At 61.5% G+C, this 18,876-nt stretch carries 17 protein-coding genes; 14 read left to right on the top strand and 3 right to left on the bottom strand.

Annotated elements, in window-relative coordinates; all coding sequences use genetic code 11:
- Positions 1-17: 17 nt before the first annotated feature.
- Together BW730_RS06835 and BW730_RS06840 are read left to right on the top strand one after the other, a co-directional pair.
- Entirely contained in the window at positions 18-482 is a 465-nt protein-coding gene (locus BW730_RS06835; protein ID WP_077685596.1) for a DUF6924 domain-containing protein, read from the top strand.
- Positions 483-595: 113 nt separating this feature from the next.
- On the top strand, positions 596-1,048 hold the full coding sequence (locus BW730_RS06840; RefSeq protein WP_077685597.1) for a DUF6924 domain-containing protein: 453 nt from the start codon (positions 596-598) through the stop codon (positions 1,046-1,048).
- A 115-nt stretch (positions 1,049-1,163) separates the two neighbouring features.
- On the opposite strand, the gene BW730_RS06845 is transcribed toward BW730_RS06840, so the two are convergent.
- Positions 1,164-1,463, bottom strand: coding sequence for a hypothetical protein (locus BW730_RS06845; protein ID WP_077685598.1), 300 nt, complete (start codon positions 1,461-1,463; stop codon positions 1,164-1,166).
- An 89-nt stretch (positions 1,464-1,552) separates the two neighbouring features.
- On the opposite strand from BW730_RS06845, the gene BW730_RS20295 reads away from it, so the two are divergent.
- The 8 genes from BW730_RS20295 to BW730_RS06880 all read left to right on the top strand — a co-directional run bounded on the left by BW730_RS20295 (position 1,553) and on the right by BW730_RS06880 (position 12,642).
- On the top strand, positions 1,553-1,804 hold the full coding sequence (locus BW730_RS20295; protein WP_077685599.1) for a helix-turn-helix domain-containing protein: 252 nt from the start codon (positions 1,553-1,555) through the stop codon (positions 1,802-1,804).
- Positions 1,805-1,985: 181 nt separating this feature from the next.
- The gene (locus BW730_RS06855; protein ID WP_226997115.1) at positions 1,986-3,869 is read left to right on the top strand and encodes a type I restriction-modification system subunit M; all 1,884 of its coding nucleotides are present in this window, start codon (positions 1,986-1,988) and stop codon (positions 3,867-3,869) included.
- On the top strand, positions 3,866-4,417 hold the full coding sequence (locus tag BW730_RS19165) for a hypothetical protein (RefSeq protein WP_226997116.1): 552 nt from the start codon (positions 3,866-3,868) through the stop codon (positions 4,415-4,417). Before BW730_RS06855 ends, BW730_RS19165 begins: the two co-directional genes overlap by 4 nt.
- Entirely contained in the window at positions 4,417-5,313 is an 897-nt protein-coding gene (locus tag BW730_RS06860) for a restriction endonuclease subunit S domain-containing protein (protein ID WP_077685600.1), read from the top strand. Before BW730_RS19165 ends, BW730_RS06860 begins: the two co-directional genes overlap by 1 nt.
- Before the next feature lie 304 nt (positions 5,314-5,617).
- On the top strand, positions 5,618-8,710 hold the full coding sequence (locus BW730_RS06865; RefSeq protein WP_077685601.1) for a type I restriction endonuclease subunit R: 3,093 nt from the start codon (positions 5,618-5,620) through the stop codon (positions 8,708-8,710).
- Complete coding sequence (locus BW730_RS06870) at positions 8,697-9,428, top strand: M48 family metallopeptidase (protein ID WP_077685602.1); 732 nt, start codon at positions 8,697-8,699, stop codon at positions 9,426-9,428. Before BW730_RS06865 ends, BW730_RS06870 begins: the two co-directional genes overlap by 14 nt.
- A complete protein-coding gene (locus BW730_RS06875) occupies positions 9,428-11,209 on the top strand; it encodes an ATP-dependent nuclease (RefSeq protein WP_226997117.1) in 1,782 nt (593 codons plus the stop codon). The genes BW730_RS06870 and BW730_RS06875 overlap by 1 nt, the downstream gene beginning before the upstream one ends.
- A complete protein-coding gene (locus BW730_RS06880) occupies positions 11,206-12,642 on the top strand; it encodes a UvrD-helicase domain-containing protein (protein ID WP_077685604.1) in 1,437 nt (478 codons plus the stop codon). The genes BW730_RS06875 and BW730_RS06880 overlap by 4 nt, the downstream gene beginning before the upstream one ends.
- On the opposite strand, the gene BW730_RS06885 is transcribed toward BW730_RS06880, so the two are convergent.
- Complete coding sequence (locus tag BW730_RS06885; RefSeq protein ID WP_145952757.1) at positions 12,628-13,473, bottom strand: hypothetical protein; 846 nt, start codon at positions 13,471-13,473, stop codon at positions 12,628-12,630. The two genes, BW730_RS06880 and BW730_RS06885, sit on opposite strands and share 15 nt — an antisense overlap.
- Before the next feature lie 133 nt (positions 13,474-13,606).
- Between BW730_RS06885 and BW730_RS06890 the strand changes: the two genes are divergently transcribed.
- Genes BW730_RS06890 through BW730_RS06900 form a run of 3 tightly spaced genes read left to right on the top strand, consistent with a single transcriptional unit; the run spans position 13,607 to position 14,386 of the window.
- Positions 13,607-13,942, top strand: a complete 336-nt coding sequence (locus BW730_RS06890) for a hypothetical protein (RefSeq protein ID WP_077685606.1) — start codon at positions 13,607-13,609, stop codon at positions 13,940-13,942.
- Complete coding sequence (locus tag BW730_RS06895; protein ID WP_077685607.1) at positions 13,939-14,199, top strand: hypothetical protein; 261 nt, start codon at positions 13,939-13,941, stop codon at positions 14,197-14,199. The genes BW730_RS06890 and BW730_RS06895 overlap by 4 nt, the downstream gene beginning before the upstream one ends.
- On the top strand, positions 14,192-14,386 hold the full coding sequence (locus tag BW730_RS06900; RefSeq protein WP_077685608.1) for a hypothetical protein: 195 nt from the start codon (positions 14,192-14,194) through the stop codon (positions 14,384-14,386). The genes BW730_RS06895 and BW730_RS06900 overlap by 8 nt, the downstream gene beginning before the upstream one ends.
- A 151-nt stretch (positions 14,387-14,537) precedes the next feature.
- Here BW730_RS06900 and BW730_RS06905 read toward each other — a convergent pair whose 3' ends face one another.
- The gene (locus tag BW730_RS06905) at positions 14,538-15,869 is read right to left on the bottom strand and encodes an ISL3 family transposase (protein ID WP_145952758.1); all 1,332 of its coding nucleotides are present in this window, start codon (positions 15,867-15,869) and stop codon (positions 14,538-14,540) included.
- A gap of 836 nt (positions 15,870-16,705) precedes the next feature.
- Between BW730_RS06905 and BW730_RS06910 the strand changes: the two genes are divergently transcribed.
- On the top strand, positions 16,706-18,670 hold the full coding sequence (locus tag BW730_RS06910) for a type IV secretory system conjugative DNA transfer family protein (RefSeq protein WP_158522506.1): 1,965 nt from the start codon (positions 16,706-16,708) through the stop codon (positions 18,668-18,670).
- The last annotated feature ends 206 nt before the right edge of the window (positions 18,671-18,876 follow it).

Consider the following 18,876-nt stretch of genomic DNA (forward strand, 5'->3'; position numbering starts at 1 on the left):
CACAGTAGTCTCGGACGATGAGTGAGGACATTCCCCTTCCAGAGATCTCCTCAGAGATTCCACCGTTCATTAGGACCTGGTTCGACGATGATCAGGCGTGGCAGTCCCTGCTTCGGGACTTGGCGCATCAGCACCTGGATCAGGACTTCGACACTGAGTACGTCACCATCATCGACGACCCGGCCTACCAAGGCATGAGCGCGGGCGACATCATCGCGAAGGCTCTGGCGGAGGCCCCCGAGACTGGGCTCAGGTGGGATTACTGCCTGATCGCCGATCAACGAGCCATGAGCGCCGCCGAGTTCCCGGTTCTTGCGGCACCGGTGGATGCGCACCGGCACTCGTTTCGCGTGTTCGCCAGAGACGTCGCTGAGGTCGTTCTTCCCATCGGTGTCGGCGCAACGGGGTGGGAGCAATACGCGAATCTTGACGAGAACGGCGTGATGATCCCTCTCAACAGGCAGCCACCAACCGAACTCTAGGCCGCGCAGCAGGCGGGCGACGTGGGTGGTGGGCGACGTGGGTGAGATGGTCGGCTCAGCGTTCGGAAGAACGAAGACCACAGCCTGACAAGGGGGTTAGGTATTCTTCCGACATGAGCGCTGCCAGCGAACTTGCAGGTATCCCCGCAAACTTCCCACCGCTGATCCGAACGTCCTTCGAGAATGAGCAGGATTGGGAATCCTTGCTTCATGATCTGAAGCATCAGTATCTGGACCCCGACCTGAACTATGACGTGGTCACCATCATCGACGACCACGCCTATGAGGGCATGACGCCGGGTGAGATCATCGCAAGGGCGCGGTCCGAGAGAGCCGAGTGCACTGTCGATTGGGATTTCTGCCTTGTAGCTGACAGCTACAGCCTCACTACATCTGAGCATCCAGTTCTGGCAGTACCAGCCGACACTGGGTGCCATACATTCAGAGTGCGGATCAGCGATGTGGCGGAGGTTGTTCTCCCTGTTACTTTCGGCACCCTCGGGTGGGAGCACTACACAGATCTTGACGAGAACGGCGTGATGAAACCCCTGAACTCGCGACGATAGTGTCATTCAGGCGCTTCAACTCGCATGGTAGGCAGGTTCTGGTTCAGCGTTTCATTGTCATCCTGAACTCGAAGCGTCAGGTGATCACTGCCTATCCCTCGGGGAACAAGCGTTGCTAGCTTTCTCGTTCCTCCAGGAGACGGACGTTCAGAGACCCCTTCAGGCGCAGCCTCTTGAGAGGTGGGGCATCCACGGTGAACGCCTCGAAGATATGGACCGCCAGCAGGCCCAATCCGTCTCCTCCGTCGCGCTTCGCGTACCGGCTCAGCGGGCCAGCGGGAAGGACGGCTACGGTCTCTTCTCCGCTTTGTTGGAGCGTTAGGAGGTACTCGTCGGGCGTCGGGCTCGGATCAAGAGTGATCTTCCACTCCAGAAGGAGTTCGCGCAACTGCTTCACGAGACGGATGCTCTCCATCGCTACATCCACCTCTTACCACGCGTGTATTCGCCTGCGGACAAAAAACAGGCCACCTGACTCGGCATAATGCCTAGTCAGATGGCCTTTTGGTAGCCCTCGCCTCATTCTCTGCCAACACCCCTGTTGCGCTCCGGCCGCCTGCCGCTCGCCTCGATGATCGCCGGCAGTCTGGGCGGCGACGCATCACGGCCCGCGACCGTGCACAGATCGTTGCGCTATACGAGCAGGGGAAGAGCACACGCTACGTAGCAGACGAGGTCGGCGTCTCGAAGGCCACAGTCCTCACAGTCCTCAAGCGGGCGAACGTCCCAATGCGCCCGGTCGGTGCCCACTACTAACGCATCCCAAGGAGCCCCAGGACACGCGCTCAGGCACTCGGTCGCTCCGTCTACTGCTCTGCCATACTGGGGATCGACGCATGGCGAGGCGCTTCGCTAGGCGATTTTCGTACGCATGTTCGTAAATAGGGTAGAATGTATATAGAACATGCGCAATGACACAACATTAGGAAGACCAGCAGTGGCTCTGAAGAAGTCCGATCTTTACGCATCTCTCTGGGCGAGTTGCGACCAGCTTCGCGGCGGCATGGATGCCTCTCAGTACAAAGATTACATCCTCACGTTGCTCTTCGTGAAGTATGTTTCCGACAAGGCGAAGACTGACCGCAACTCCTTGATCGATGTGCCCGAAGGCGGATCCTTCGACGACATGCTCGCAGCTAAAGGCGACAAGGAGATCGGCGACCGTTTCAACAAGATCATTGCCAAGCTCGCTGAGGCAAACGGCCTCCGCAATGTCATCGACCAGGCTGACTTCAACGACGAAGAGAAGCTCGGCAAGGGCAAGGAGATGCAAGACCGCCTCTCTAAGCTGATCACTATCTTCAATGACCTCGATTTCCGAGGCTCGCGCGCCGAGGGTGACGACCTACTCGGAGACGCCTACGAGTACCTGATGCGCCACTTCGCTACTGAGTCCGGCAAGAGCAAGGGTCAGTTCTATACTCCGGCGGAGGTGTCACGCATTCTCGCCAAGGTAGTCGGTATCGGTCCAGGCACGCGCCAGGATCAGACCGTTTATGACCCAGCCTGTGGCTCCGGCTCGCTGCTCCTCAAGGCTGCCGCCGAAGCGCCGCGCGGCATGACGATCTACGGCCAAGAGAAGGACAACGCCACCTGGGCGCTGTCGAAGATGAACATGATCCTGCACGGCAACGAGATCGCGGAGATCGAGAAGGGCGACACGATCACGAGCCCGCAGTTCGTCAGCGGCACCCGACTCAAGACTTTCGACTACGTGGTCATGAACCCCCCGTTCTCCGTGAAGTCTTGGAGTAACGGGCTCGAGAACGACTTCGACCGCTTCGAATACGGCCGGCCACCGGAGAAGAACGGCGATTACGCCTTCCTGCTGCACGCGCTCAAGTCACTCAAGAGCACCGGCAAAGCCGCGATCATCCTTCCGCACGGCGTGCTGTTCCGCGGCAACGCTGAGGGCGCGATCCGCAAGCGTCTGCTCAAGCAGGGCTTCATCAAGGGAATCATTGGACTGCCCGCGAACCTCTTCTATGGCACCGGAATCCCTGCCTGCATCGTCATCCTTGACAAGGAGAACGCGATAGCTCGGACGGGCGTCTTTATGATCGATGCATCGAAGGGCTTCATCAAGGACGGGAACAAGAACCGCCTCCGCAGCCAGGACATCCACAAGATCGTCGACACATTCACCAAGCAGATCGAGATCCCGCGCTACTCGCGCATGGTGCCGATGAGCGAGATTTCGGATCCGAAGAACGACTTCAACCTGAATATCCCGCGCTACATCGACTCTTCCGAGCCCGAGGACCTGCAAGACCTCAGCGCCCATCTGCATGGCGGCATCCCCGACGTCGACCTGGATGCGCTCGCGGCCTACTGGGACGCGTTCCCGCAGCTCCGGGGCCAGCTCTTCCAGCCGAACCGTCCCGGTTACCGCGACCTGACGATCCACGTCAGCGAGGTTCAGCAGGAAATCTTGGACTCGACTGAGTTCCAGAAGTTCGCCGCCGAGGCGAAGGCGCTCACTGTCGACTGGTTCGCCGTACACCGCGAAACGCTCGCAGCCATCGACGAGAATACGACCCCCAACGATTTGATCGCCACGATCAGCGACGACCTGCTCGCTCGGTTCAAGCCCATGCCGCTGCTCGACGAGTATGACGTCTACGAGCAGCTCATGACCTACTGGCACGACATCATGCATGACGACGTTTTCCTCATCATGAACGACGGCTGGCTCGGCGCCGCCAAGCCACGGAAGACCATCGAGGACAAGGATCGAAAGCTCGCAGAGACTCCAGATCTCATCGTCGGCAGCGGACGCACTGCGCAGAAGTACAAGATGGACCTAATCCCCCAGTCTTGATCGTTGCCCGGTATCTGGCCGCTGGTCAAGCGAAGGTCGATGAGCTCACGGCCATCGCCGAGGAAGCAACGCGAAGCCTCGAGGAGTACTTCGATGAGCACGCCGTCGAGGACGGGCTGCTCGCCGAAGCCATGGAGGACGACAAGATCTCCAAGGCGCTCGTCGCGGCGCGTCTTCGATTGGCCAAGCGCGAAAGGACCGACCAGAGCGAGATCAATGCGTTGGAGCGGGCCGTGAAGCTCTACGACGGCGAGGCTGCAGCCAAGAAGGCCGTCAAGGAAGCCCAAGCAGAGCTTGACCAGGCCACACTGAAGGCGTACGGCGACCTCACTGAGGCTGACGTTAGGAGCCTGGTGCTCGATGACAAGTGGCGGGCGAGTCTCGACCGTGCGGTGATGAGCCAAGTGACCGGCGTGGCTGAGCGTCTTGTTCGACGTCTTCGTGAGCTGGGCGCTCGCTATGAGGACGACGTTGAGACTCTCAAGCTCCTAGAGGCTGACTTGGACGAGAAGCTCCGCGGCCATCTGGCATCACTGGGAGTGAGCTGATGGCGACGATCGTTCGACTCCGAGATCTCGGAACCACGTACAGCGGCCTCACTGGCAAGACCAAGGCTGACTTCGGCCACGGCGAAGCTCGATTCGTGACCTTCACGGGGGTCATGGCAGCTGCGAGGATGCGTGACCAATCGGGTCTCGCGCGCGTGATTGTTTCCCCTAAGGAGTCACAGAACCGCGTCCTACGAGGCGACCTCCTCTTCAACGGCACGTCTGAGACTGCGGAAGACGTTGCGTTCGCTACGGTTGTGGAGGCTGATCTTCCTCCTAGGACATTCCTCAACAGCTTCTGTTTCGGCTACCGCCTCGCACCGACGGCGACTGAAGTGAGCCCCTCGTACCTCGCCTACATGTTCCGCGGACCCCAAGGAAGATTTCTGGTGGCACAGCTTGCACAGGGGTTCACTCGTTACAATATTTCTAAGACGAAGCTGATGGAGCTCGAGTTCGAGGTTCCAGAATTGAGCGACCAAGAACGCATCGTCGCCCAACTTGTGGATGCGGATGAGTACGTCGCGGCGGCAGAGGCGATTCATCGCAAGCAGACACTTTTGGCTCTCGGCGTGCGGGAGTCGCTCTTGACTGGGAGGTCACGCCTTCCAGGGTTTAGCGCGCCCTGGCAGGAAGTGCAGATTTCCACCCTGCTGACTCCTCGCTCCGAGCGCAACGGCGCGGGTGAGGGCATTGAAGTTCTCAGCTGTACCAAGGATCGAGGCTTCGTTCGCTCACTTGACTACTTCAAGAGCCAGGTCTTCAGCCGCGATCTGAGCGGGTATTTAGTCATTCGCCGGGGGACATTGGGTATCCCTCGAATCACGTTGAAGAGGGGTCGATCGGTCTCCAAGAGCTTGTCGATAAGGGTGTTGTCAGCCCGATCTACGTCGTGATGGCACCGCGGCCCGGCAAGGTTGATTCGTTCTTCCTGCATCGACTGCTCAAACTTGACTCGTTCCGACAGGAGTTCGCGAAGATCACGAACGCGTCCGTCAATCGGCGAGGCAGTCTCCGTTGGCCTGAGTTCTCGCAGCTTCGCGTCCGAGTTCCGGCAGCCGAAGAGCAACGCGCCATCGCGGCGGTCATCCGTGACTTTGAGGCGGAGACCGCGCGTGCTGAGCGAACGGTCCGCAAAGCTCGTGACCTTCGGACTGGACTGCTCCAAACCCTGCTACCAGCTCGAGACGAGGTCGCGTCATGAGCGATGTTGGACAAATCGAGCGCAAGGCACAGGAGCGCGTCGTCAAGCTGTTCCAGGAGCGGCTTGAGTACGACTACCTCGGCAACTGGGAATACCGTGTTGACAACTCCAACGTCGAGGTTGAGCTGCTGACGCAGAATCTTCGGGCCCGCGGTTACGGCGACAACGTGATTACGCGTACTCTGGACCAGCTCGGCAAGGCTGCCTCGGTCGGCGCCGGTCATGACCTATACGAGGCCAACCGGGACGTGTACCAACTGCTCCGCTACGGCGTGAAGGTCAAGCCCGGCGTTGGTGAGCAGACCGAGACAGTCTGGCTCATCGACTGGACGAACCCGAACGCCAACCACTTCGTCGTGGCCGAGGAAGTTACCGTGCTCGGTCAGCATACCAAGCGCCCTGACGTCGTGATCTATGTCAACGGCATCGCCCTGGCGACCATCGAACTCAAGCGATCAAAGGTGTCTGTCACGGAGGGCATCCGGCAGACCATCGGCAATCAGAAAGCCGAGTTCATCCGCCCGTTCTTCTCCACTGTGCAGTTCGTCTTCGCGGGCAACGACGTCGAGGGCCTGCGCTACGGCGTCATCGACACCCCCGAGAAATACTGGCTGGAGTGGAAGGAACAGTCAGACGTCGCCGACCTGCTCGACCGTGCCCTGCTACAACTCTGCGACAAAACCCGCTTCCTTGAACTGATTCACGACTTCATTGTCTTCGACGCGGGCGTCAAGAAGGGTCCGCGCCACAACCAGTACTTCGGCATCAAGGCCGCTCAGGAGCGCATCGCGAAGCGCGAAGGCGGCATCATTTGGCATACCCAGGGCTCTGGCAAGAGCCTGACGATGGTGTGGCTTGCCAAGTGGGTTCGGGAACATCAGGACGATGCGAGGGTCCTGCTGATCACTGACCGCACCGAGCTTGATGATCAGATAGAGAAGGTGTTCAACGGCGTCAACGAGCAGATCTACCGGACATCGAGTGGCGCTGACCTACTAGGCACACTGAACCAGACACAGGAGTGGCTGATCTGCTCTCTGGTCCACAAGTTCCGAGGCGGCGACGACGACCAGGCGCTCGACGATGCTGGCGAGGACTTCATCGCCGAGCTGAACGCCAAGATCCCAAAGGACTTCAAGGCCAAAGGCAACATCTTCGTCTTCGTCGACGAGGCTCACCGCACCCAGTCCGGCAAGATGCACACGGCCATGAAGCAGCTCCTGCCGGAGGCCATGTTCATCGGCTTCACTGGCACCCCACTGCTCAAGGCCGACAAGGCCACCAGCATTGAAACCTTCGGCTCCTTCATCCACACCTACAAGTTCGACGAGGCCGTCGAGGACGGCGTCGTACTGGACCTACGCTATGAGGCCCGCAACATCGACCAGAACCTCACGTCGCCAGCCCAGGTCGACAAGTGGTTCGAGGTCAAGACCAAGGGCATGACCGACCTCTCCAAGGCCGAGCTCAAGAAGCGCTGGGGCACCATGCAGAAGGTCGTCTCAAGCGAGCCGCGCGCCAAGCAGATCGTCAACGACATCCTGCTGGACATGGAGACCAAGCCGCGCCTGATGGACGGGCACGGCAACGCGATGCTTGTCGGCGGCAGCATCTACCAAGCCTGCAAGTTCTACGAGCTGTTCTGCAACGCCGGCTTCAAGGGCAGGTGCGCCATCGTCACCAGCTACGTCCCCAATGCCAGCGACATCTCCAAGGAAGACTCCGGCGAAGGAAAGACCGAGAAGATCCGCCAGTACGACATCTACCGCAAGATGCTTGCCGACTACTTCGACGAACCCGAAGACGTCGCTGTCAACAAGGTCGAGGAGTTCGAGAAGGCTGTCAAGAAGCAGTTCATCGAGAACCCAGGTCAGATGCGACTCCTGATCGTGGTTGACAAGCTGCTCACCGGGTTCGACGCTCCGAGTGCCACCTACCTCTACATCGACAAGAAGATGCGCGATCACGGCCTCTTCCAAGCCATTTGCCGAGTCAACCGTCTCGACGGTGACGACAAGGACTACGGCTACATCATCGACTACCAAGACCTCTTCAACTCGCTCGAGGACGCCATCACGGACTACACGTCGGGGGCTCTGGACGGCTACGAAAAGAAGGACATCGAAGGCCTTCTCAGCGACCGTATCGAGAAGGCGCGCGAAGATCTCGACGACGCCCTAGAGCGCGTCCGCGCCCTCGTGGAGGCCGTGGCTTCGCCGCGAAACACACTGCAGTACCAGCAGTACTTCTGCGCGATGGAGCAAGGCAACGCCGAGCAACTCAAGGCCAACGAACCCAAGCGCGTCGAGCTCTATAAGGCAGTCGCCGCCGTGGCCCGAGCCTTCGCGAACCTCGCAAACGAGATGACCGAAGCGGGGTACAGCGAGGCCGAGGCAGAAGCGATCAAGAAGGAGATCGCCCACTACGTCGACGTTCGGGCGGAGGTGAAGCTCGGCGCCGGTGAGGACGTCGACTTCAAACAGTACGAAGCCGGTATGCGGTTCCTCCTCGACACCTACATCCAGGCGAGCGCATCCGAGATAGTCTCCAACTTCGAGGACACCGGGCTCATCGACCTCATCGTCAAGCTCGGCGCAGGAGCGATCGATAAGCTGCCTGCGGGCATCAGGAACAGCCCTGAAGCAGTGGCCGAGACGATCACCAACAACATGCGCAAGGTGATCATCGATGAGCGCGCGATGAACCCGAAGTACTACGACAAGATGAGCGAACTACTGGACGCCCTCATCGAGGAGCGACGCCAGCAGGCGATCGACTACCAGGAATACCTCGCCAAGTTGCTCGATGCTGCCAAGCAGCTCGGCACGAAGGAGTCCGACACCAAGTATCCGGACTGGGCGGACAACGGCGCCAAGCGCGCCTTGATCGACTTCTTCTTCCCCGACGACCACCTCGCGATCGAGATCGACACCATCGTTCGGCACACCAAGCCCGACGCTTGGGTTGGCAACCCGATCAAGGAGCGCAAGGTCAAGAACGCTATCCGCTCCAACCTCGGCGACCGCTTCGACGAGGCCAAACTCAACGAACTCTTCGAACTGGTGAAGGCGCGCCGTGAGTACAGCTAGTGCTTACCTGACCATTCGGGGTATAGAGATCGACGTCATCTACAAGGACATCAAGAATCTTCACATCGGCGTCTACCCACCGCTCGGACGTGTGCGCGTGGCTGCACCTACGCGGCTGAACGACGACCAGGTTAGACTCGCCGTGATCCAGCGACTGCCATGGATCAAGCGTCAGCGCGAGCAGCTCAAGGCTGCGCCGCGTCAGACGGAACGAGAGATGATCACTGGAGAGTCCCACTACGTCTGGGGTCTCCGCAAACGATTGAAGGTCGTCGAGCGGAACGGCCGCACCCATCTCGAAGTCGACGGCGACCGATTACTGCTCTACACGCCCGGCGAGGCCACAGCCGAGCAACGCCGGACGGCACTCGATCAGTGGTACCGAGGGCAGCTGCGTGAAGCCATTCCCGCAGTCCTAAACACTTGGGAGCAGAAGTTGGAAGTGTCAGTCCCAAAGTGGACAATCCGACGTATGAAGACAAAATGGGGGTCGTGCAACAGGGAGACCCGGCACCTGTGGTTCAACGTGGAGCTGGCGAAGAAGCACCCCGACTGCCTTGAGTACGTCGTCGTTCACGAGATGGCTCACTACTTCGAGCGCAACCACGGTGAGCTCTTCACTAGACTGATGGACAAGTATTTGCCTGACTGGCGAACTCGTCGTGATCGGCTCAACGACGCTCCATTGGCCGACGAGCGGTGGAAGGGGGACCGCTGATGGAGATTCGCCGCATCGAGATTCGGAATTTCAGAGGCGTTAGGAGTCTTATCTGGAAAATCCCAGCGGGGCGCCATTTCCTAGCACTCATCGGACCGGGCGACAGCACGAAGTCGAGCATACTGACTGCCGTCGATATGGCACTCAGCGATCGATGGAACCTGTCGTTTTCGGATTCCGACTTCTATCAGGCAGACGTGACACAGCAGATCTCGATACGGGTAACGCTGACCGGTCTTCCGCCTGAACTTCGACAACACAACGTGCTCGGCTTGCATCTGAGTGGCCTCGACGCCAACGGCGAGCTCCATCAAGATCCAGCAGATGACCACGAAGCGTGCGTCACAATATGTCTGTCAGTCGACAGTGAGTTGGAGCCAAGATGGACGATCTTCCGACCTGACAAGAACTCAGAGGAGGTCACAGTCACGTCGGCTGTGCGTCGCCTGATCGGCACCTACAAGGTGGACGAACGAATTGACGCCCATCTGCGATGGACCAAGACATCCGCTCTGGGTCGCCTCACTGAAGGTAAGCACGGCACCGCGAAGCTTCTCGTCGAGGCAAACCGCTCTGCGCATGCAGCCGTTGCGGACGCGATTCCGGAAGCGCTTCAGCAACTCACAAAGACGATCCAAGGCAAGATGCACGACTTGGGTAGTGGGGAGTTTAAGGGCCTGCGACCTGGCCTCGACCATTCCCTCACGAACTCAACAGGAAATCTAGCACTGTACGAAGGCAGCGTCCCGCTGACCAACTACGGCCTCGGTAGCCGCCGGCTCGCTGGTATCGCAGCGCAGCAGTTGGCCCACGATGGTAAGGCATTCCTCCTTGTAGACGAGATCGAGTATGGCCTTGAGCCCCACCGTCTAGTGAACCTGCTCTCGCAACTGCGCCGCTCAGACATCCCGGGCCAGGTCTTCATCACGACTCACTCTCCGACTGTTCTCAGGCATCTTGCTCCAGGTGATCTCGCTGTGGTTCGTTCGTTCCCGAACGGTCATGTTGAGGTGAAGTGCCTGGACCCGGACGAGGAAGAGATTCAGAAGCTCTTGCGAGCTTCCCCTGACGCCTTCCTCGCACGGCGAATCGCAATAGGTGAAGGGAAGACAGAATACGGGCTTCTGCTGGGTCTCTTGGATCGCTGGGACGATGAAGTAGCAGGAAGCGGTGCGCCTGTCAGCGCGTCGCTCGGGGTGGTGGCAGTCGAAGGAAGTGGATCGGAGACAGTACGGCGTGGGGAGATCCTCATCGGCCTCGGGTACGAGGTCACTTTGTTGCTCGACAGCGACGTGGCGGATGTCAACGTCGCGGCTGATTCTCTCGCTGTGCTGCCAGGGGCAGCCGTTGTTAGGTGGCAAGATGGATTCAACCTTGAACGAGCACTCTGCGAGATCCTCGATGTTCAGGGACTGACTGCGCTCATTCGGTTAGGTATCGAACTGTCGGAGCATCCCGAGGACGGGGAAGCTAACTTCCTCTCACACCTGAAGCACTTCGGCCTTCCGAGCGAGCTTGCTGACTTGGAGGTCAGCAGCTGGATCAGTGCGAGCTTCACGCTCGCCCAAGCGCGCGAACTTGTCGCAAGGGTCGCGAGCAAGAAGAGTTGGTTCAAACAGGTGCATCGTGGACGTGCTCTAGCCTCACACTTCATGACAGCTCGACACTTGGAGGGTTCGAATGAACTCGGCAAGGTGAACGACCTTCGAGCAGCAATCTACGATCCCAGGCCGACGCGAGCTGAGAATGACGAACTCGTGGAGGGCGAGTCCGCGCCGTGAGCGCTCTTAGCCTTTTGGACAGCCTACCCGCCTCGATCGAGCTGGCGGCTGGCGGCGGCAAGACATGGATGTTAGCCGATACCGTGCGAAGCATTGCAGGGGGTGAAGGCCGCGCATTGATCCTTACTCATACGGTGGCTGGTCTGCATTCAATACGTTCCAAACTCCGGGAATTTGAAGTTTCGGCCGACGCGTATCGCGTCGCCACACTAACCAGCTTGGCGATCGAGCTTGTAAGTGCCTACTCATCGCACGCCGATTTCGCGGTTCCCGAGAATGTTGATCTCACTCGTTCAGGTGAATATATCCAAGGCGCCATAGCCGTACTTCAACGACAGCATATCCGTGACGTCTTCAGTCTCAGCTACACGCATCTTCTCGTCGATGAATATCAGGATTGCTCTACGAGCCAACATGCACTTGTGTACGCACTTAGGACTGCGATTCCTCAAACCGCCGTCTTCGGCGACCGATTACAGAGCATATTCGGGTTTGCGGACCCGATCGTTGACTGGGGTTCGGACGTCCTGCCACACTTCCCGGCCTTCCCTGTGAGTCATGTCCCGTGGCGTTGGCTGGGCCACAACGAAGAACTAGGTGAATGGCTCGTCGCGCTACGGTCGCAACTAACCGTCGGCAACGTGGTCGATTTTAGCCGCGATCTGCCAAGCGGCGTGGCATTCCTCCCGAGGACAACTTCAGGGTTTGAGCTCGTCGATGCCGCACGAAAGCGCCGCGGCGACGGCGAGACCGTCGTCGTGATCACGGCACCTCACTTGCACTCCGCGCGAGCGGTCGCCTCGCGATTGCCTGGGTATGCCGTAATGGAGGAACTGGGCGGCAGCTTCATGTTCAAGCGTCTCGGTGCCTTGGCTGACCTTGATCCCAGCGACTATGCGACGTGGCTTGTGGCGACAGCCAAGGAGTGCTTCACCGGTTATGGAAAGCTCGACAAGGGGGTACTGGGTCGGATGTGCAAAGGTCAGCCGGTGACGACGCTCAAGCGTCCGGGGCTTGAGAGAACCCTCGCCGTGATTGATCTAGTTCGGACAGCGCCGGAGCTCGGCGTGCTGGCGACCGCCATGAATGAAATCCGTCAAGGGAGGGAAGCGCAACTCCACTCGCGCGAGGCGTGGCTCGACATGACCGCCGTCGTTGAGGCCTGCGCGGTAGACCCAGAACGAGGCATGTTGGCTGAACTCTCACGTGTTCGAGAACGCGTGCGTCACGGTGGGCGTCGGCGCCAGCTGCACACGGTGTCTCGCACCGTGCTTATCAAGGGGCTGGAGTATGACCACGTCATCATCCCGAACATCGCTGATATCAGAGACGTCTGTAATCTCTACGTCGCGCTCACCCGCGCTCGGAAGAGCATCACGATTATCGGGCAGACCCCGAGGGTGACTCTTACGGAGACTCTAAGAAGGCATTGATACTCGTAGTGAAGTGAGGGTAGCCATGACCATCGTTCGGTGCACGATGACCTCAACCTGCGCTGTCGCCGGAAGCACGGCTTCGTTCCGCCACGTCACCGTCCTTGCGGGAGCGCTCCGGCCTTGTACGGCGACTGTTAACACCTTGTCCGTCGCTTGGCGACGAGGCTTGTCTTCCAGCAACGGCTTCAGTCTTGGCATCGCTATGACGTCCAGCGTATTTCGGTACGTGCCGTCTTCTGCCGCCAGGGATCTGTGTTCTCGGAGGTCGACTACAGCTTCCTCGGCGCTGTCTTCGTCCGCCCAGATCCACAACGTGATCTTCGGCGGCTCGGTGGGTAGCTGGGCAAAGTCCATCTGCTCAATCCGTAGGTAAAGCTGTTCGTCCTCGCCGTTGGCTAGCGTGAGAGTGAGAAGTTCTCGCCCGAGTCTTCCCCGTACGTTTGCGATGGCAGCGAGGTCCTCCGCGATTGTGCGGAGGCCCCGATCGGACCATCGCCGGATGGTGCGTTGATCTTGGTAATCGAAGTGTTCCGCGGTGAGTGTGAGCCGCTCCAAGACGGTGTCGGCAGGAGACGAGATGCTGAGAGCCCCAGCCGCTTCGTACTTTGTGCCATTGGCGTAGCGCGCCAGCTCACGACGAAGGACCATGTAGGCCTCCAGCAGATCCCCCTCTCCGCAGAGCTGAACAAGCCGCGGGTACGTACTGAGTCCAGGCATAGTCAGTCGGCCATGACGAGCGCGCAGGGCTTGTAGCTCCAAATGAGTGTCCTCGACCACCGCCGGATCAACGGTCGGTACGTATGGCTCATTGGCCGGAGGCTCCTCCATGCAAGGGATTCTGCCATCTGACGCCGGTCGAGAACTGTCACTTTTGTGTCACGACGCGCCCCCACGCTGTGGCCTTGACTGGTCTCACCGCCCGAAAGCCGGTTTCGGGCAACTGTCCAGAAGGAGTCACCTCATGTCCAACATTCAGCCCTACACCCCGGCCGCCGGCTCGGGGGCCTCATCGCTCTCGCCCTGGTCGTCTCAGGGCCGGGCGCTGTCCCGCATCGTCTCGCGAGCCGAGCTGCAGGTGGCCAACCTGGCCGCCGAAGCCCACGTAGAGTCGGCCAAGCTCGATGCCATCGATCAGGTCACGCAGCGCGCCCTCCAGGGCACTGCCATGGTGGCGCAGCTGGAGAGCCAGCTGGCCGAAGCCGTGCCGAGTGCGGCCTTCCGTCTGGCCCAGATCGGCCAGGCTCACACGCTGGCCATGGTCGGGGAGGTCCACAGCTTCGGAAGGGGCCTGCGGTGAGCATCATCGGCGTGGCCGTCGCACTCCTTCTCCTCGGCGTCGGAGTAGTCGTTGTCGCGTGCTTTGTCGAGCAGTGGTTGGAGGAGCGTCGGCGTCGGCAGTTGCTGGCAGACCGGGCCCTGTCTGAGGCGCGCATCCAGCTCCGGACGGCGCAGGCCACCCAGCAGCTCCTCGACGCCGCCCGCGACTCGATGGCCTCCTCATGGCCCACGACCATCCAGGCCGAGCAGATCTGGGAGGAAGGCGACCGTGGCTGACCCTTCGCCCTCATCGCTGCTGGACCGCTTGGTCGGCTGGTGTTTTGCCATCCTGCTCGCCAGCATGGCCCTCTACGGTGCAGTACTGCTCATCCAGTGCATTTGGCCGTGGCTGGTCATCGGGCTGGCGGCGGTGGGGGCGATCATCCTGGTCGGCTGGCTGGTTATCCGCTGGCGGCGCTTCTGACGAACCACACGTCGCTCGACGAGGGCCACGCCAGCAAGATTCTCACCGCTCGTCGTCCACCGTCTGGCTCGTTCCATCCGGTGTTGTGGAATCTGCCAAAGTCGTTGACCGTTTACTCAAGTAAACGGGCTCTTCGGACTTGAGCGTGGGGTCAGAGGCGTAGACCGCCGCCGATGAGGAGCATTCTGAGGCGGTAGTTGTCGGGGTTACGGAACCCTCTGGCGACGCGGCGGGCGAGTTCGATCAAGCCATTGATCGCTTCGGTGCCGCCGTTGTTGGCGCCGCCGGTGGTGAAGTAGCCCAGGAACGCGTCTCTCCATCGGTTGAGGGTGCGGCCCAGGCGGGCGATCTCCGGGATCGGACACGTCGGGAACGAGGCGAGGACCTTCTCCGCTACCCGACGCCCGTCAGCAGGACTCGACTGGTGATAGACCGAACGCAGGTGCTGGGCGCAGTGCCAGGCGACCTCGACTTCGACGTGACGGTCCTCGACGGTGAACGCCGCCTCGAGCCGGGTCTTCTGCCGGTCGGTGAGATGCTCCTTCCCGGCACGCAGGACGTTGCGGATCCGATACAGCGGATCATCTCTGCGGCCGCGGTGGCCGTGGATGTCTTGCTGGACCCGGCGGCGGACCTCATCAACGGCAGCCGTGGCGAGCTTGACGACGTGGAACGCGTCGAGCACCGCGACGGCGTCCTCCAACTGGTCGTCGATCGCATTCTTGTAACCGTGGAACGGGTCCAGCGTGGCGATCTCAACACCCTTGCGGAACACGTCGCCGCGGTCACGCAGCCACGACGTGTAGATCTCGCCGGAGCGGCCCGGGACCAGATCCAGGAGCCGGGCTCGGACTCGTCCGTCCTTGTCACGTGTCAGATCGACCATGCCGGTGAACTCCTTCGGGCCGCGGCCGCCGAGCTCGACGGGCTTGGTGGAGACGTGATGCCAGATGTGTTCGTCGACGCCCAGCGAGGTGACACCGGCGAACCGGGTCTCGTCGTCGGCGGCAGTCTCAAGGACCGGCTTGACGGCCCGCCACAGCGTCTTCCAGGTGCAGCCGAGCTGCCGAGCCAGACCCTGAACAGAGGCGTTCTCCCGCCGCATCTGCCCGATCGCCCACGACGTCGCGCGTCTGGTGAGCAGCGCTCTGGGTCGCGCCACGTCGGGGTCTTGTTCCATGAACGAGGTCACCGGACACGACGGTTCGGGACACAGCCAGCGTCGTTTCCGCCACCACAACCTCACCGGCGCCGTGAAACACGGCGCGTCGATCAACTCGACCCGCTGCCGGCCATGCGCATGCGCGATCACCCCGCAGGCGGGGCAACCCATCACCTGGTCGGCGCTGGACTCGACCTCAATCCTGAGCCCCGCCTCGTCGCGGGCGACGCCAACCACATGCAGCCCCGGCAACCCGACCAGAAGATCACAGCGCTGGCAGTAGCCGCCCGCGGCACGGCAGCAGGAAGTAGGATCGGGCATCGTCGAGGTCCTTGAAGATCAGGTGGTGTGGTAACCCCGATTCTTGAGGGCCTCGACCCCTTCACCCCGCCGACACGCCCGCCATCCGATCCCCGCTCACCCCACGCTCAGGTCCGAAGAGCCAGTAAACGCATACTCAGCGTCAGTTCCTCGCCTGTGAGCAGCCGTCCAGGACTCGTTCGAGCATCGTGACTCGGCCCCCGGCGGCACAGGCTCCCGGCGAGTAGAGCATCACCAATCAACAGCAACCCCACGCAGAAAGGAGGCGTATTCGTCATGCCCAGAAACAACAAGTCGAGCCGCAAGGCTCAGGCATCCAAACCATGGTCTGGCACTCCGACCCGGCCGCGCCACAAGGACGAGCAGTCGGGAGGGGCGAGGCAGATCCGTCGTGGCCGTTCCCGCACCAACCGCCGTCTGAGTGTCCGTTCGGAGCTTCGCCAGGAGCCCGACGTTCGCCGGATCGCCCGGGCAGTCATCGAGCTTGCCATGGCGCAGGCTGAGGCCGACGCCGTCAACGACAGCCGCACCACTTCGCCCGAGGAAAAGGCGCAGGAGGCTTCATCATGAACCGCTCTGGTCTCGTTTGGCGGCAGCTGGTTCTGCCGGTGCCGGCGGATGAGGCGCGAGTCCGCTCGTTTCTCAGCGCGCTAGTGACAGCTACCGGCAGCCCGACAGTGGCGTTCGAAGCCATCGGCTCCGGCGGCCAGGTCCTCTGGCGTCTCGGCACTGAGCCGTGGGCTGTCCGGGATATCCATGCCTTGGCGCTGGCGCACTTGCCCGGAGTCCGGCTACTCAATCCGTCTCAGCAACACATCGTCCCAGAGTCTGAGAGGGTGGAGCTGCACCTTCACCGGGCAGCTCATCTCGCCAGTGACGTGGTGGCCACCAGGCCTCCAGCTGCTGCCGCTGCACTCCGCTTCAACGGTACGGTCAGTGCGCCGCTGCGGGTGGAGGCAACCGAGACTGTCACGCGAAGCCTGCTCTCCATGCTGGCCTCGGCGAAGGGCAAGGAGTCGATCCGGCTGCAGCTGGTCTGCGGTGGGCGTCTCAAGCCCCGCACGCCAACTGAGCAGCTTGGTCACCCCAAGGCCGCTCGCGAGGTGCAGCAGCATCTCGGCGAGCCGGGATTCGTGGTGGCGCTACGGGTCAGCGCATCTGCGAGTAGTGAGTCGCGTGCTCGTGCCTTAGTACGCACCGTCGCTGCCTCGCTGAAGGGCCTCGAAGTTCCGGGATCATGGCTGCGGATCTGGAAGTCCAGTCTATCGGCGGTGGTCGAGGCACGCTCGTCGTGGTGGCTACCGATGCCACTACGTATCTCGGAGCTGCCCGCATTCCTTGCCTGGCCCCTGACCGAGGGGCTCCCCGGTGTCGCCAGCGCACACCCGGTACTGATGCCGCCTTCGCCCGCCATCCCATCGCAGGGTCGGCTGCTCGGCCAGGCGGCAACCGAAGCCCAGGGGCGACCAGTAGCGCTCACGGCCGAGGACTCGCTGCGCCATCTCCACCTGCTCGGCCCGACCGGGGTGGGCAAGTCCACCATGATGGCCCACCTGGCATTGCAGGACATCGCTGCGGGGCGGGGCGTGGTGGTGATCGACCCCAAGGGTGACTTGGTGGCAGACATCGCCAGCCGCATCCCGAGCCGGTACATGGATGAGGTGGTCATTCTCGATGCTGCTGATGAGGCACCGGTCGGGATCAATCCGCTGGCGGGAGCCCGCAATCCAGATCTTGCAGCCGATGTCCTGCTCGGGGTGATGCACTCCCTCTACGCCGATTCCTGGGGCCCACGCACCCACGACATCCTCCACGCTTGTCTGCTCACACTGGCTCGTCGCGGCGATGCCAGCCTGGTCGTGGTGCCGCTCCTCCTGACCAACCCCGGCTTCCGTCGCTCGGTCACCGGCCGAGTGGCCAAGCACGACCCGATGGGCCTCGGTGGCTTCTGGGCTTGGTTCGAAGCGATGAGCGACGGTGAACGCCAGCAGGCCATCGCACCGCTCATGAACAAGCTCCGCCCGATCCTGCTCCGTCCCCAGCTCCGCGCTGTCTTCGGCCAGCGGCGTCCGCGCTTCGACATGACAGACATCTTCGGTCTCCGTAGTGGCCATACCGAGGCTGGCCACGAGCGACCCCGGGTCGTACTGGTCAACCTCGCCAAGGGCGCACTGGGCGAGGAAGCGGCTCGGCTGCTCGGCTCGATCGTGGTGGCGCTGGTCTGGCAGGCAGCGGTCGGCCGGGCAGGCCTGCAAGCCTTCCAACGTCGCCCGGTCATGGTGCACATCGATGAGGTGCAGGACTACCTCCGGCTACCCGGAGATCTCGGCTCGGCGCTGGCCCAAGCCCGCGGTCTCGGTGTTGGCTTTAGCTTGGCGCACCAGCATCTCGGGCAGCTGCCGAAGGACCTCAAGGCCGGTGTCATGGCCAACGCCCGCTCACGCGTCGCCTTCAGCCTCTCCCGAGACGACGCCCGAGCTATTGCCGCGCTCAGCCAAGGCACTCTGAAGCCCGAGGACTACCAGTCCTTGCCGCGCTACCACGCCTATGCCTCGCTGCTGGTTAATGGTGAAGCGGCACCGCCGTTCAGTCTCCGCACCACCGCGCTCGGTAGTCCCGTCCGCTCACTCAACTCAGCCCAAGGCCAAAGCCGTGCCCGGTTCGGTCAATCCCTCAGCGATGTCGAGCAGAATCTGCTGGATCTCGTCGACGGCGGGCCTGGCGACAGTGTCCCCACCGGGGACCAGATCGGCCGCGTGCGTCGCCCTGGCGGTACCGGAGCGGACGGGAGATCCGCATGACCGGCCATCCATTACAGGGCAATCCTGGCGGTTCTACCAACGAACTCGCCCCAGGTGCCCGCCTACCGGTCGCTGTTCCGCTCGGCTCCCGCCCAGAATTCGCCCCAGGCGTTGCCACGGGCACTTCTGGACCAGTACGGGGGACGAATACTCCTCGTTCCTCGTCGTCCCCGGGTGGCCGGGTGATGGTGTCCCGGGTTGGTCGT

Origin of the sequence: Tessaracoccus aquimaris, assembly GCF_001997345.1 — a bacterium.
GTDB lineage: Bacteria > Actinomycetota > Actinomycetes > Propionibacteriales > Propionibacteriaceae > Arachnia > Arachnia aquimaris.

What these genes read in the sequence shown, in the direction of transcription:
- BW730_RS06875 (WP_226997117.1), top strand. Translation starts at nt 9,428, where the DNA reads ATGGAGATTCGCCGCATCGAGATTCGGAATTTCAGAGGCGTTAGGAGT.
- BW730_RS06865 (WP_077685601.1), top strand. Translation starts at nt 5,618, where the DNA reads ATGAGCGATGTTGGACAAATCGAGCGCAAGGCACAGGAGCGCGTCGTC.
- BW730_RS06835 (WP_077685596.1), top strand. Translation starts at nt 18, where the DNA reads ATGAGTGAGGACATTCCCCTTCCAGAGATCTCCTCAGAGATTCCACCG.
- BW730_RS06890 (WP_077685606.1), top strand. Translation starts at nt 13,607, where the DNA reads ATGTCCAACATTCAGCCCTACACCCCGGCCGCCGGCTCGGGGGCCTCA.
- BW730_RS06845 (WP_077685598.1), bottom strand. Translation starts at nt 1,463, where the DNA reads ATGGAGAGCATCCGTCTCGTGAAGCAGTTGCGCGAACTCCTTCTGGAG.
- BW730_RS06885 (WP_145952757.1), bottom strand. Translation starts at nt 13,473, where the DNA reads ATGGAGGAGCCTCCGGCCAATGAGCCATACGTACCGACCGTTGATCCG.
- BW730_RS06905 (WP_145952758.1), bottom strand. Translation starts at nt 15,869, where the DNA reads ATGCCCGATCCTACTTCCTGCTGCCGTGCCGCGGGCGGCTACTGCCAG.
- BW730_RS06840 (WP_077685597.1), top strand. Translation starts at nt 596, where the DNA reads ATGAGCGCTGCCAGCGAACTTGCAGGTATCCCCGCAAACTTCCCACCG.
- BW730_RS06860 (WP_077685600.1), top strand. Translation starts at nt 4,417, where the DNA reads ATGGCGACGATCGTTCGACTCCGAGATCTCGGAACCACGTACAGCGGC.